Here is a 13271-nt window from a genome sequence, read left to right on the forward strand (position 1 = left end):
CTGCATCCATCCATCAGGAGCAAGCGCATGAGCAACTATGACGTGGTGATTCTGGGCGGCGGCCCCGGTGGTTATAACGCGGCAATCCGCGCCGGGCAGTTGGGCCTCAAGGCTGCCTGTGTCGAAGGCCGGGCAACCCTCGGTGGCACCTGCCTGAACGTCGGTTGCATGCCCTCGAAAGCCTTGCTGCATGCTTCGGAGCTGTACGAGGCGGCCATGGGTGCGGAATTCGCCAACCTCGGCATCGAGGTCAAACCGACCCTCAATCTCACGCAGATGATGAAGCAGAAAGACGAGAGCGTGACCGGCCTGACCAAGGGTATCGAGTTCCTGTTTCGCAAGAACAAGGTCGACTGGATCAAGGGCTGGGGCCACATCGACGGCCCGGGTAGAGTCACCGTCACCGACGATAAGGGCAGCAAGACCGAACTGACCGCCAAGGACATCATCATCGCCACAGGTTCCGAGCCCACTCCCCTGCCCGGTGTCGAGATCGACAACCAGCGCATCCTCGACTCCACCGGCGCGTTGTCGCTGAGCGAAGTGCCCAAACATCTGGTGGTGATTGGTGCTGGCGTGATCGGCCTCGAACTGGGATCGGTGTGGCGGCGTCTCGGCGCGCAGGTCACCGTAGTCGAATACCTCGACCGCATCTGCCCCGGTGTCGATGGCGAGGCCGGCAAAACCCTGCAGCGCTCGCTGAGCAAGCAAGGCATTGCCTTCAAATTGAGTTCGAAAGTCACCAGCGCCACCACTTCGGCAAACGGCGTGCAGCTCAGCGTCGAGCCTGCGGCGGGCGGCAGCGCCGAATTGCTGGAAGCCGATTACGTTCTGGTCGCCATCGGCCGCCGCCCATACACCCAAGGCCTGGGCCTGGAAAACGTCGGGTTGAGCACCGACAAGCGCGGCATGCTCGCCAACCAGCAGCATCGCACCGAAGCCGCGGGGGTCTGGGTGATCGGCGACGTGACGTCCGGGCCGATGCTCGCGCACAAGGCTGAAGACGAAGCCATGGCCTGCGTCGAGCAGATCCACGGCAAGGCTGGCGAGGTCAATTACGACTTGATCCCCAACGTGATCTACACCAGGCCGGAGCTGGCCAGCGTTGGCAAGACCGAAGAGCAGCTCAAGGCCGAGGGACGTGCCTACAAAGTCGGCAAGTTTCCGTTCACCGCCAACAGTCGGGCGAAGATCAATCACGAGACCGAAGGGTTTGCCAAAGTCCTCGCCGATGAGCGCACGGACGAAGTGCTTGGCGTGCATCTGGTCGGGCCGAGCGTGAGTGAGATGATTGGCGAGTTTTGCGTGGCGATGGAGTTCAGCGCTTCGGCCGAGGACATTGCCCTGACGTGCCATCCGCATCCGACGCGCTCCGAGGCATTGCGCCAGGCGGCGATGAATGTGGAGGGGATGGCGACGCAGATGTAGAAGATCAAAAGATCGTCCGAACGCGGCCCGAGCCTTCGGCAGCTCCTACCTGGCATGCGTACTCTGTAGGAGCTGCCGAAGGCTGCGATCTTTTCGGTTTTCAGGACGGAAGATGCCCCAACGGCAACGCCCCCGGGGTCTTCACCGTATGAATCGCAAAGTTGCTGCGAATATCACTCACCCCAGGCAGTTTGAGCAGGCAACCGCTGAGAAAACGGTCGTACGCACGAAGGTCTGGCACCACCACTTGCAGCAAGAAATCCGACTCCCCCGATACCAGAAACGCTGAAATCACCTCCGGCAATGCAGTGACCGCTTTGTAAAAGGCTTCGGCCTGTTCATCGTTGTGCCGCTCGACCTTTACCCCGACAAACACCGTCAAACCCAGCCCCACTTCATCGCGATCCAGATTGGCCTGGTACCCACGAATCACCCCGGCCTCCTCCAGCATCCGCACGCGCCGCAAGCATGGCGACGCCGACAGGCCGATCTCGTCCGCCAGCTCGACATTGCTCAGGCGTCCGTCCCGTTGCAGCGCGGCGAGAATCTTGCGATCAAAAGCGTCGAGTTTCATGGTTGGCAGATCCCGATTGTGTCAGCAGAAAAAACAAGCAGGTTATGCCAATCACGATGGATTTTGAAGCGGACTACGCAAGCACCTGCCCCGCACTTCGGCCCTAGACTGACCTCACCAAATCGACAACGAAAGGGGTGTGGCATGGCGAGTCTCTGGCTGTTTTTCCTGGCATTGGCCGTGGTTTTTCTTTTGCCTGGGCCGGACATGATCCTGTTGCTGCAAACCGGCGCCCGTCAGGGTCGCGGTGCGGCACTGGCCACCGCCATCGGTCTTGGGATTGCCCGGGGTTGTCATGTCGCGTTGGCGGCGTTGGGGCTGGCGACGCTGTTCAAGGCTGCGCCGTGGACGTTCGAAGTGGTGCGGCTGGCCGGGGCGGCGTATCTGCTGTGGATCGGCATTCAATGCCTGCGCAGCACGCTGGTGCCAAACCTGAATGGCGAGGATGTTGCCCAGACTCAGGGTCATTGGCGTGAAGCGGTCCGGCGCGGCTTGCTGACCAATCTGCTTAATCCCAAAGCGCTGCTGTTCTGCTCGGTGCTGTTGCCACAATTCATCGTCGCCGACGGTGCGCCCGTGCTGACCCAGTTCGCCATGCTCGGCGTGCTACTGGTCGGTGTCGGCTTGCTGTTCGACAGCGCCTACGCCTTGACCGGCGCCGCGCTGGGCCGTTGGCTGCAACACAGTCCAACGGCCCAACGGGTTCAACAATGGCTGTTCGGCAGCCTGTTGATCGGCTTTGCGCTGCGCCTGACGTTCATCCAGCAGGCTTAGCTTTTGCGTGCCTTGCGCTGCCGGCGAGTGATCAGCAACAAAGCCGTGCCAACCACCAGCAGGATCGCAGCAATCTGCACCGGCCATTTGTACGGCCGCAGCGTGGCGCGCACCGAATCGGTCACTTGGGTGACATAACGCTTGTCAGCCTTTTCGAAATCCGGATATGGGCATTGATTGCCAAAATCCACCGCCCACGGCACGTAAGGCCCTTCCTTCACGTAGCGTTGATACAGCGCGCTTTGTTCTTCCAGGCTGCTGTTGAAACCAACGGCATTGCACAACACGGCGGCGAACGCCTGACTGGTGTGCGGCAAATTATCGGCAGCACGACCGGCCAGAGCGGTGGCGACAAACCGATAGTGAAAGCGCTGATCCGGCTGAGCTTCACTGGTTTTCTGGCGTTGCAACTCGGCTTCGCTCACCAGCGGTCCGACTTTCAACTCCGTGTTTTCCAGGCTGAAGCCGCCACCAAACACCGCGTAATCCGGCGCCATTTCATAACCGAGAATGTCCATGCCCCATTCGCGGGCGGTCCACGCCGCGTTATACAGCGCGCTGGCGCGTCTGGTTGGCCACCACGCGGCATCAGCCTTGAGCCGCTGCTCGGCATAAAGACGAGCCTTGTGTTGCAGATCGGGGTTGTCGAAATAGCTGATCGCCGCCTCGTAATGTCCTTCGCGCAACAAACGTCGGCCCAACAAATTGCGCAGCTTCGCTGCCACTGAAAGGGGTACGTAGTTTTCACGTTCCTCCTGGGTCAACACCGCAGGAGCCGGAACCGTTTCGTCGACATACTGCTTGAGTTCGTCGACCGTCAGCACCCGCTCGGCGACTGCTGCAGCATCGAACCAGTAGACGTCATTGCTGCGATACAACTGCACGAAAGCCTGCAGGTATTCACCGCGTTGCAGTGCAAGAATTGCGCTTTCACCCTCGACCCGACATTTCGGCTGGACCGTTTCATAGGCCCAGTCTGTCGTACGTCGGTAGCCCCAATCCTCGGTCTGCGGGAAGGCCTGCGCGGCTTTGGCGTAGGCTGCCGCGGCGGCATTTTTATCGCCGTCGCGCAGCGCCAGTTTCGCCCGCAACCACCAGGCGAGTCCGCCGTCGCCGGCATTTTCGAGGAAGGCTTTGGCGCTGGCGTAGTCACCCTGTTGATAATTCACAGCGGCCAGCCGATCGGCGTTTTCGAGGCTGCCACGAGTGCTGTTTTGCAGGAGCTTCACCAGTTTTTTCTCGTTCGGCGGTTCATCGCCGAACGACCAGCCCTGACGACTGAGCAACGATGCGGTGACAAGTTGCTGCACCGGTTTGTGTTCCAGCAATCGTGCCAGCTCAACCTCAGGCAGTTGCGCCAGTTCATTCATCAACTGCTTCAGTGAAGTGTTGCCAACCGCAGAGCCGTGCAGGTTCTGCGCTTCATACAGTTCGATCGCGCCGGCCCAGTCGCCAGTGGTGCGCAATATCCGCGCTTCTTCCCCGAGGCTGGCGACGCCGAGCTCCAGCGGATCGCTGAAACCGTCGATGCTCAGTTGGCGAGTCTGACGAAATGCTGCGCGAGAGTGCTCCAGCGCCTCGACCGCGTCGGGTGCCTCGGTGCTCATGGCAAACCAGGTGCGCCCCAGGGAGTACGCGGCCCACGTGCTGCGCAAAGAACGCTGATCCGCTGGCAGCGCCAGCAGCTTGTCGAAATATGCCACCGCCAGTTGATGTTCGCCCGTCGCAAACGCCACCGCGCCTGCCACATATAGACGAATCTCCGCTGGCAGACTGGCACCCTGCACCTCGACCTGACGCGCATCCGTCAAACCGCGCAGCTGTTTCACCAGCGCCTGTTGTTCAGGCGTGAGCCCGGCCTGCTCGGCCTTGTCACGCTGTTCGACCGTTTCAGTCGACTGCGCATAGGATTCGTTCGGGTTATAGGTCGCGGCGGTGACGTTCTTCAGCCCGGCGATGGTTTTACCCAGGCGACTCAGCTCAAAGTTGAAGTTGCCCTCCGGCAGCTCCGCCATCGTCTGCCCGCGATTATCGAGCAGGCGCATCGGGAAGTCCGGGCCGCAGGCCAGCGCCGAACCCAGCGGCAGGCTGAGGCTCAGGCAGAGCAGATGGCGGGGCCAGTTACGGGTCAACATGCGAACCTCCTTGATCAATATTTGCGCAACGCGCCCAACCAATGGCGCGCTGCCCGTTCGCCGGCAATCGGCCGTCGCGAAGGCGGGTGAAGGTAAGCAGATCCGGGCTTTGTTGCAATGAGTAACCGGCGAGCGCGTCAGCACCTTCGCAATCACGGGCCTTCAGGGTGATCTGCGCGGGCCAGGCGCTGTCGAGGTTGCCGGTGTTGTTGAGCTTGATATCGTAGAGGCCGCCCTGCTCGCTAAACGTCACGTCGAGTTGGCTGTGCAGCGTATCGCCCCGCGCTACGGCGCGCAGCGTGGTCAAACTCCAGGCGCGACGGTCGTTGACCAGCGGCAGACGAAACCAGATCAGGCCGGCCAGGTGTTTTGGCGGATCGTCACGCAGCGTTTTACCCAGTCGGCTCAGTTGCAGCGGATCGGCCAGCAATTCGCGGCGCTCACCGCCACGTTCAAGCTGAACCTCGCTTTCTACAACGGGGGCGCCGGCGATATCCGGCAACAGCGCCACGCCATAGGCCGGTAGCGCCAGGTAGAACGGTTTGTCGGTGAGCCGCGCCCAAGCCTTGGCCCACTTCAACGCTTGATCAGGATCAAACAAGCCTCGCCGTGGATCGCTGACCGCATGCACTTGCAGCACGCTGCTGTCGACCGTGGCCAGCAACGCAGGCAGCTGCGAACTGTCGAGCCACGCGGGCAGCGCGGTGATGCTCAACGGCAACGTCGTCGGCAACGCGGAGCGCAGATGAGTAAGGAATTGTGCGTAGGCCGGCAGCCGCGCATTGCCGGCGTCGTGGTCGATCTCCACGCCACTCAGAGTCAGACCTTGCGCCTGCCAATCTGCAACGACCTGAAGAATCTGCGCCGTGACCTGTTGCTGATCCAGCGCCTGGAGTTGGCCGTCGAGGCGAATCACCGCGATCAACGGACGACCATCGTTTTTCAGCAACGGCGCATCGATGCGCGCCCGGCTCCATCCTTCATGGGGGAAGGCCTGCAACGCCAACACGCGCAGAGTGGAAAAATCACTTCGGCTGTCGCGCAATGCCGCCTCATGGGCAGGCGTCCATTGGCGTTGCCAGACGTAGAGCTGCTGATCGAGTGGCGGTGCGGTCTGCTGATCGCACCCCACAAGTAACAGCAACGTGATCAGAATCGAATAACCAAACCGCATGAAGTCGCTAATCCCTGCCGACAAAAAATGCAGGGTACACAACATCCTGTAGGAGCTGTCGAGTGAAACGAGGCTGCGATCTTTTGATTTTGATTTTTGAAATCAGGATCAAAAGATCGCAGCGTGCCGCAGCTCCTGCAGTGAGATCGAGCGATGACCTTGAGGTAAGCGGCTCAAGGCTTGCGGGCGATGATCACCTGACTCTTCGCCACCACCGTTTCCAGCGCATCTTTGATCTGTGCACCGCGGGGTGACGAGAGCAAGGCTTGCCAGGTATTGGCCCAGTGGTTGAGCAGCGGGTGATCGGGGTTACTCAGGTCAACCTTCGCCTCCCAGAACAGCAGCATCCACATCGACCAGTAAAAGCCGTACTGACTGTGGCTGATGACCTCAAGGCCGGCATCACTGACCATGGTCTTGAACTGTTCTTCGCTGATGATGCGTATGTGATTGGGTTTCTCGTAATACGCCGGCGCAGCAATGTCTTTTTGCAGGTCTTCGGAGCTCGGGTGCGGCACGCTCAACAGATACAACGCCCCCGACTGGGCGACGCGCACCAGTTCAGCGAGGAACTGCGCCGGATCGTCGACATGCTCGAGGACTTCGGTGGAGACCACGCGGGTGGCGGTGGCATCGGCAATCGGCAGCGGATTGCCGTCGGTGACGTGGCACTCGACACTACGCGCCGGGGTCTCGCTCAAGCGCTGGCGGGCCTGTTCGATCTTGTCGCCGTCAATGTCGGCGACAATCAGCCGCGCCCCACGCCTGCCGCAAAACTGCATGTTGCCGCCGTCACCGCAGCCGACATCGATCACGATGTCATCCGCCGATACCGGGAAGCCTTTATATAGCTCTCCCGTCTCCTCGTTGAACCAGCCACTGAGCTGGGCATCGTGCAGACCGAGCATGAACGGATCGACCTTCTCGGCGACCGGCGTGACCGCAGCGACGGGCGCAGCAACCGGGGCGGGGGTCGCCGCTGTGAGTTTTCTCAAAAAGCTCAGCATGAGGTGGCTCCAAAATTGATATTCATGAACCGTTCTTCGCTCATGGCGTCTGTCCCGCGTCCAGCGGCTTGCGGGCGATGATCACCTGGCTCTTGGGCATGAAACGGTCAAGCGTCTGCTTGATGGCGAGACCTTCGGGTTGATCGAGCAAGTCTTGCCAGGTTCTGGCCCAGCTCTCCATCAATGGCATGAACGGCTCCTGGATTCGATCCCGTACCGCACCGGCAGGATCCCGACCGGCCGCACGTTCGCCGGCCCAGAAAAAGATCATGCCCATCACCCAGAAAAAGCCGTTGGCCTGACGATGCTCGATCACCAGACCTGCGTCCTCTACCAACGCGGCGAAGCGCTCCGCGGTATAAATCTGCACATGATTGGGTGATTGGTAGTAGCTGGCCGGAGCAATGCCTTTTTGCAGATGTTCGCCAACCGGCGCCGGCACGCTGAGCAGATATTGCGCGCCGGGACGGCCCATGCGCACCAGTTCGGCCATGAACGGCTCAGGCTGGTCGATATGCTCCAGCACTTCCATGCACACCACTTTGCTCGCGCAACCATCGGCCAGCGGCAACGGCAAACTGTTGCTGACCAGCCCGAGATTCGACTGGCGGCTTTGCGCTTCGACCTGACGAGCGAGGTCGCGCACCTTGTCCAGTTCACTGTCGGTGAAGATCACCGAGGCGCCTTGGCGGACCGCAAACAGTGTCGCTACACCTTCGCCGCAACCAACGTCGAGCAGCGTATCGTCAGCCGTGATTGCAAAGCCCTTGAGCAGCTCACCGCTGTCACCCAAAAACCAGCCGTCGAGGACGGCGTCACGCAAACCGACGTCGCGCGGCGACACCGTATCGCGCAGTGCAGGCGCCGGCTCTGGCAAGGAGGCCGGTACAGGCGCCGGGCGAAAGCGGGCGAGCAGACGCCGGATCATGCGCCCGAGGCTTCCACGGATACCGCCTCGGCGGTGGCTGAGCGCTGGGAAAAAAACGCCCGCAAACGCTGTTCGGCGGTGGCCTGGCTACAAAACCGTTGCAGGCTGCGCACGGCTTCGGCCGACATCGCGGCGTAACGCGGCTGATCGGTTTTCGCCACCTCATAACTGGCGCGATAGGCCACACACAGCGAATCCCAATTGGTCATGTAACGCATCGTGCGGTAGGCGGCGCGTGGGTCATGCGGCCAGGCCGTCAGCTCTTCGGTGAAGTCGACGATGAACGCGTTGTCGCTGTTCACGTAGTCGGCCATCGCCGTGTTCAGCGGCGCGATGGCCGGTTTGCCGCATGACATGAATTCCATCAGCGGCAGGCACTGGCCTTCACCATAGGAACTGTTGACCACGTAGCTGGTGGCTTGCACCAGCCGTTCGTAATCACCGTCCGCCAGATAGCCGTGAATCAGCACGATCCGGCATTGGTAGGACTGGTTCTTGTACAAGTGGTGGAGCATGTCGGTAAGCGCATTGGCGATGTCGTGGTGCGTGAGTTTCAGCACCAGCGTCGCATCGGGAGTGTCGCGGAACGTGGTACAGAACGCGCTGATCATGTCTTGCCAGTTCTTGCGCCCGTCGTAAGGATTGAACACCGAGGTGTAGACCACGCCTTCGAGTTGCAACGGACAATCCTGCGCCGGCGCGGCAAAGGACATCGGCGTGCCTTCGCAGCGTCCGGGTGGCCCGTAAGGCCGCAAGTCGACGGTGCGACTGTCGATCAGCAGCCCACGCAGGTTCAGCGTGACCGGCTCGACCACAGGGCGTCGTTCCAGATGTTCACCGCGTGCGGCGAAGCGATCCCACACCGGCGCAGGGATCGCGCAGACCGGATAGTCGTCGCCCATCACATCGCGCACGGTGTTGACCGTAAATGTCGAATGGGTAATCGCCCGGCCACAGGCTTCAAGCACCACACGCCAGTCGTGGCGCGGTTCGCCCTGCCAGCTCTCGGTGGGAATGGTGCTGAACTCCCAGGCAAACACCGGGATGGTCGGGCAGGCGTAATGAATCGGCGTGCGGTGCGGCGGCGAGAACGACAGGTAGACGCACTCTTCACCCCGGCTCAGACAGTCGAAATACAGGCGATCCACCAGTTCGTCGGGGTTGCTGACTTCGATGACCTGACCAATGCGCTCCAGCACCGGGCGAAACTCCTTGAGCACAAAGTAGTAGCTGTACTCGGGCCGTCCGAGGTTCTGCTGGATGTTGCTCTTGTTGGTTTCCGAATGAATGATGATCAACATGAGGCGGCCCTCGACTCAGCCGTCAGCGGCGTGGTTTCGCCCTGCGCCTTGAGCTCGAAAAACTGCATCACGCGCTGCTGAACCGGGGCAAAGCCGCAGTAATCGCGCATGCGTTCATTGGCTGCCGCGGCCATCGCCTGATACGCATCCGGATGGTTTTTGGCCATGGCGTAACTGTCCTCATAGGCGGCTTTCAGCGAGCCCCAGTCCGGGCGATGGCGCAAGGTGCGGTAGAGGATGCGCACATCCTCCGGCCAGATCGTCGGCTCATGGCTGGACTTGACGACGAATCCGACCTGCTCATCGATATAGTCGCGCATCGCCGTGTGGTTCGGGGCAATCACCGGTTTGGCGCAGGCCATGAATTCCATCAGCGGCAGGCACAAACCTTCGCAGCGCGAAGCGTTGACGTAGAAACTCGCGGCACCGTAAAGCCTGGCGAACTCCTCGTCGTCCAGATAGCCATGCATGACCACCACCCGACAGGCAAACGGCGAGAGTTGCGAGAGCAAGGTGATCAAGTGAACGTAGTAGCTCGACAAGTCGTTCTGGGTGATTTTCAACACCAGCGTGGCGTCTTCGTTGTCACGCATGGCCCAGCAGAAGGCGGTGATCAGGTGATGCCAGTTCTTGCGACCGTCCGCGGGATTGAACACGCTGACATAGACCACGCCACTGACGTCGATCTGTACCTGCTCGCTGGTGTCGGGCAACGCCGCTTGCGGATGCGCGTCAGGCTTCATCGCCTCGCTCACGGTGGTGGGCACTGGCAAGGGTGCTGCTGGCGGGGGCGGCGTGCGCAATTTGGTCAGTTGCTGACGGACAGCGTCCGGCACCACATCGCACACGGCTTCGCGATACCACATCAGCAGGTTGTGCTTGAGTAAAAACAACGGCGGGTGTTCGGCAGGCGCCGTCAGCGCCCGAAAGCTTTCGCGCAAGTAGTGTTTGGAAATGAATACGCGTCGGCGCAAGGTCAGTGGCACAGGTGCTTCGGGTTGGGGTTCCGGTTCCGGTTCTGGTTCTGGTTCCACCAGGCCGCGAGTTTCCAGCTCCTGCTCATTGAATATCGGCGCGATCAAGCCATCGGCGGACAGCCCCAGCGCGCGGCTGTCGATGATGCAGCCCTTGATCTGCAGCGTAGTGCCCGGGTTAACCGGGACACTTGGATAGTCTCTGCGCACGTGCGCAAAGCGCTCCCACAACGGTGTGGGCAGCACCAACACGGGGAAGTCTTCACCCAAAGTCCGGCGGATCGCCCGCGCGGTATGAGTGGACAAGGTAATCACCCGGCCATGACGTGCCAGGGTCTGGCTCCAGTCCTGCCGAGGATCGTCGTCGCAGCACTCGGACGGGATCGAGTCATACTCCCAGGCAATCACGCAAACCATCGGGCACTGCAGATCAATCGGGGTCTTGTGCGGTGGCGTAAACGAAAGGAACAGGCATGCCTGACCGGCCTCGCTCAACTGCCGGTACAGCGGATCGACCTCGTCGACCGACGCCACCACATGCACGCGGCCAAGGCTTTCCAGCACCGGCCGATAAGCCTTGAGCACGAAGTAGTAACTGTATTCGGGACGCCCGAGACTCTGGCTGATGGAACTGTCGTTGACGTCCGAGTAAAGAATGAAATTCATGGCATCCCACGATGAAGCAGCCATCCCGACCGCTTCATGCTATGACGGCCCGACGTCGGATCAAGTCGGCATCACCGGGGCTTGAGCTTCATCTACAGGCACGTCTTCGTTCTTGTTTTAGTGGTTGGTTTCACCCTGTTGCGCAACACCCACGGTGAACTTTGGGGCATCGCGACGAAGGGCATTCTAAACACATCCGTCGAGGATTCGTGAACCGCACGAGGAGAATAATCTGACTACGCTAACGAGAACTGACCAGTCACGGTTTGCCTGTTGAAATTGCCGCGCAATTGGCACAGATTGGCACCAAACAACTACAACAACTGACTTCGCCTGCCGTCCTGCCGATTTTTTCTATCGGTCTGACAGACTTCCTCTCAAAGCATGTGGGAAAGTGGCGCAAGTTCAAGACCAAGGGGTCGCGGTTTGAAAAAGCGTCTGTTCATTACGGGCCTCAGTGGCTTCGTGGGACAACATATTCAGTCACGATTGGCGCTACCCGATTCGTCGTGGGAGCTTCTGCCTGCCGCAACGCCCTACGACCTTACGGACGCGGGCAGTCTCGTCGATCTCTGGCCTCAACTGCCCGACGCGGTCATCCATCTGGCCGGGCAGACGTTCGTCCCCGAAGCCTTTCGCGATCCGGCGCGCACACTCGACATCAATCTCTTCGGCACCCTCAACCTGTTGCAGGCCCTCAAGGCCCGCGGCTTCGCTGGCACCTTCCTGTATGTCAGCTCCGGCGACGTCTACGGCCAAGTGGCCGAAAGCGCTCTGCCGATCACCGAACTGCAACCGCCCTGCCCGCGCAACCCTTATGCGGTGAGCAAACTCTCGGCGGAGTTCCTCAGCCTGCAATGGGGCCTGAGCGAACAGTGGCCGGTGCTGGTAGCGCGGCCGTTCAATCACATCGGCACCGGGCAGAAAGACAGCTTCGTCATCGCCAGTGCCGCCCGCCAGATCAGTCGCATCAAACAAGGCCTGCAAGCGCCCCAACTGGAAGTCGGCGACATCGACGTGACTCGCGACTTCCTTGATGTCGGCGACGTTATTTCGGCCTACTTCGCGCTGCTTGAGAAAGGCCAACCGGGGCAGGTCTACAACATCTGCTCGGGGCGCGAGCAAAGTATCCGCAGCCTGATCGAGCAGTTGGCAGATCTGGCCGAAGTCGAGATGCAACTGGTTCAGGATGCAGCGCGCATGCGGCGTGCCGATCAACGCCGTGTTTGCGGCAGCCATGCAAAACTGTCCACAGCCACCGGATGGTCGCCAGACATCACCACACAACAATCCCTGCGGGCGATCCTGTCCGACTGGGAGAAGCGAGTACGACAAGAATGACAAAAAGTGCACTGATCACAGGGATCACCGGCCAGGACGGCGCGTATCTGGCCAAACTGCTGCTCGACAAGGGCTACAAGGTTTACGGCTTCGTGGCACGGCGCAGCAGCGATTCACGCTGGCGCCTGCGCGAGATGGGCGTCGAGGCCGACATCGTCTACCTGGACGGTGACATGGCCGACGCCTGCTCGGTACAGCGCGCCGTGATCAAGTCGACCCCGGACGAGGTGTACAACCTGGCGGCACAAAGCTTCGTTGCCGCCTCCTGGGATCAACCGGTGACCACTGGCATCGTCGATGGCCTGGGCGTTACTCACTTGCTCGAAGCGATCCGCCAGTTCAGCCCGCACACCCGTTTCTATCAGGCCTCGACCAGCGAAATGTTCGGTCTGATCCAGGCTGAGCAGCAGGACGAGAACACGCCGTTCTACCCGCGCAGCCCGTACGGCGTGGCCAAGTTGTACGGCCACTGGATCACCGTCAACTACCGCGAAAGCTTCAACCTGCACGCCAGCAGCGGCATCCTGTTCAACCATGAATCGCCGCTGCGCGGCATCGAGTTCGTCACGCGCAAGGTGACCGACGCCGCCGCCCGTATCAAGCAAGGCAAACAGCAGGAGCTGAGCCTGGGCAACATCGACGCCAAACGCGACTGGGGTTTTGCCGGCGATTACGTCGAAGCCATGTGGCTGATGCTGCAACAGGACAAGCCCGACGATTTCGTGGTCGCCACCGGCGTCACCACCACGGTGCGCGAAATGTGCCGCATCGCCTTCGATCACGTCGGCCTCAACTACCGTGATTACGTGAAGATCGACCCGGCGTTTTTCCGCCCGGCCGAAGTCGAAGTGCTGCTCGGCAATCCGGCCAAGGCTCAGCGCGTGCTGGGCTGGAAGCCGAAAACCGACCTGGATACCTTGATCCGCATGATGATGGATGCGGACATGAAACGCGTCGCCAAGGAGTAGG

The 13271-nt window shown here is 60.8% G+C and carries 11 protein-coding genes; 4 read left to right on the forward strand and 7 right to left on the reverse strand.

Annotated features, from left to right (window positions below; all coding sequences use genetic code 11):
- Window positions 1–27: 27 nt before the first annotated feature.
- On the forward strand, window positions 28–1428 hold the full coding sequence (lpdA, locus tag ICA15_RS13340) for a dihydrolipoyl dehydrogenase (protein ID WP_210553290.1): 1401 nt from the start codon (window positions 28–30) through the stop codon (window positions 1426–1428).
- Between the two features lie 100 nt (window positions 1429–1528).
- Here lpdA and ICA15_RS13345 read toward each other — a convergent pair whose 3' ends face one another.
- Complete coding sequence (locus ICA15_RS13345) at window positions 1529–2002, reverse strand: Lrp/AsnC family transcriptional regulator (protein WP_210553289.1); 474 nt, start codon at window positions 2000–2002, stop codon at window positions 1529–1531.
- Window positions 2003–2146: 144 nt separating this feature from the next.
- Here ICA15_RS13345 and ICA15_RS13350 point away from each other — a divergent pair, with 144 nt between their 5' ends.
- The gene (locus ICA15_RS13350; RefSeq protein WP_210553288.1) at window positions 2147–2776 is read left to right on the forward strand and encodes a LysE family translocator; all 630 of its coding nucleotides are present in this window, start codon (window positions 2147–2149) and stop codon (window positions 2774–2776) included.
- Here ICA15_RS13350 and ICA15_RS13355 read toward each other — a convergent pair.
- The 6 genes from ICA15_RS13355 to ICA15_RS13380 form a co-directional block, all read right to left on the reverse strand.
- The gene (locus ICA15_RS13355) at window positions 2773–4911 is read right to left on the reverse strand and encodes a hypothetical protein (protein WP_210553287.1); all 2139 of its coding nucleotides are present in this window, start codon (window positions 4909–4911) and stop codon (window positions 2773–2775) included. The genes ICA15_RS13350 and ICA15_RS13355 overlap by 4 nt on opposite strands.
- Window positions 4898–6085: a DUF3142 domain-containing protein gene (locus tag ICA15_RS13360; protein WP_210553286.1), complete on the reverse strand. Its 1188-nt coding sequence runs from the start codon at window positions 6083–6085 to the stop codon at window positions 4898–4900. Before ICA15_RS13360 ends, ICA15_RS13355 begins: the two co-directional genes overlap by 14 nt.
- 173 nt (window positions 6086–6258) lie before the next feature.
- Window positions 6259–7092: a class I SAM-dependent methyltransferase gene (locus ICA15_RS13365; protein WP_210553285.1), complete on the reverse strand. Its 834-nt coding sequence runs from the start codon at window positions 7090–7092 to the stop codon at window positions 6259–6261.
- Window positions 7093–7132: 40 nt separating this feature from the next.
- Window positions 7133–8020, reverse strand: coding sequence for a class I SAM-dependent methyltransferase (locus tag ICA15_RS13370; protein WP_210553284.1), 888 nt, complete (start codon window positions 8018–8020; stop codon window positions 7133–7135).
- Complete coding sequence (locus tag ICA15_RS13375) at window positions 8017–9321, reverse strand: glycosyltransferase (protein WP_210553283.1); 1305 nt, start codon at window positions 9319–9321, stop codon at window positions 8017–8019. The genes ICA15_RS13370 and ICA15_RS13375 overlap by 4 nt, the downstream gene beginning before the upstream one ends.
- Window positions 9315–10961 (reverse strand): glycosyltransferase, encoded by a 1647-nt coding sequence (locus ICA15_RS13380; RefSeq protein WP_210553282.1) that lies wholly within the window; start codon window positions 10959–10961, stop codon window positions 9315–9317. The genes ICA15_RS13375 and ICA15_RS13380 overlap by 7 nt, the downstream gene beginning before the upstream one ends.
- Window positions 10962–11387: 426 nt before the next feature.
- On the opposite strand from ICA15_RS13380, the gene ICA15_RS13385 reads away from it, so the two are divergent.
- The gene (locus tag ICA15_RS13385; protein ID WP_210553281.1) at window positions 11388–12302 is read left to right on the forward strand and encodes a GDP-mannose 4,6-dehydratase; all 915 of its coding nucleotides are present in this window, start codon (window positions 11388–11390) and stop codon (window positions 12300–12302) included.
- On the forward strand, window positions 12299–13270 hold the full coding sequence (gene gmd / locus ICA15_RS13390; RefSeq protein WP_150593353.1) for a GDP-mannose 4,6-dehydratase: 972 nt from the start codon (window positions 12299–12301) through the stop codon (window positions 13268–13270). Before ICA15_RS13385 ends, gmd begins: the two co-directional genes overlap by 4 nt.
- Window position 13271 lies beyond the last annotated feature (1 nt).

Origin of the sequence: Pseudomonas sp. P116 (assembly GCF_020149425.1) — a bacterium.
GTDB lineage: Bacteria > Pseudomonadota > Gammaproteobacteria > Pseudomonadales > Pseudomonadaceae > Aquipseudomonas > Aquipseudomonas anatoliensis.

Bases quoted from the DNA above. Each gene is read 5' to 3' on its own strand.
- ICA15_RS13350 (WP_210553288.1), top strand. From the start codon at position 2,147: ATGGCGAGTCTCTGGCTGTTTTTCCTGGCATTGGCCGTGGTTTTTCTT.
- ICA15_RS13375 (WP_210553283.1), bottom strand. From the start codon at position 9,321: ATGTTGATCATCATTCATTCGGAAACCAACAAGAGCAACATCCAGCAG.
- ICA15_RS13370 (WP_210553284.1), bottom strand. From the start codon at position 8,020: ATGATCCGGCGTCTGCTCGCCCGCTTTCGCCCGGCGCCTGTACCGGCC.
- lpdA (WP_210553290.1), top strand. From the start codon at position 28: ATGAGCAACTATGACGTGGTGATTCTGGGCGGCGGCCCCGGTGGTTAT.
- gmd (WP_150593353.1), top strand. From the start codon at position 12,299: ATGACAAAAAGTGCACTGATCACAGGGATCACCGGCCAGGACGGCGCG.
- ICA15_RS13380 (WP_210553282.1), bottom strand. From the start codon at position 10,961: ATGAATTTCATTCTTTACTCGGACGTCAACGACAGTTCCATCAGCCAG.
- ICA15_RS13355 (WP_210553287.1), bottom strand. From the start codon at position 4,911: ATGTTGACCCGTAACTGGCCCCGCCATCTGCTCTGCCTGAGCCTCAGC.
- ICA15_RS13360 (WP_210553286.1), bottom strand. From the start codon at position 6,085: ATGCGGTTTGGTTATTCGATTCTGATCACGTTGCTGTTACTTGTGGGG.
- ICA15_RS13365 (WP_210553285.1), bottom strand. From the start codon at position 7,092: ATGCTGAGCTTTTTGAGAAAACTCACAGCGGCGACCCCCGCCCCGGTT.
- ICA15_RS13345 (WP_210553289.1), bottom strand. From the start codon at position 2,002: ATGAAACTCGACGCTTTTGATCGCAAGATTCTCGCCGCGCTGCAACGG.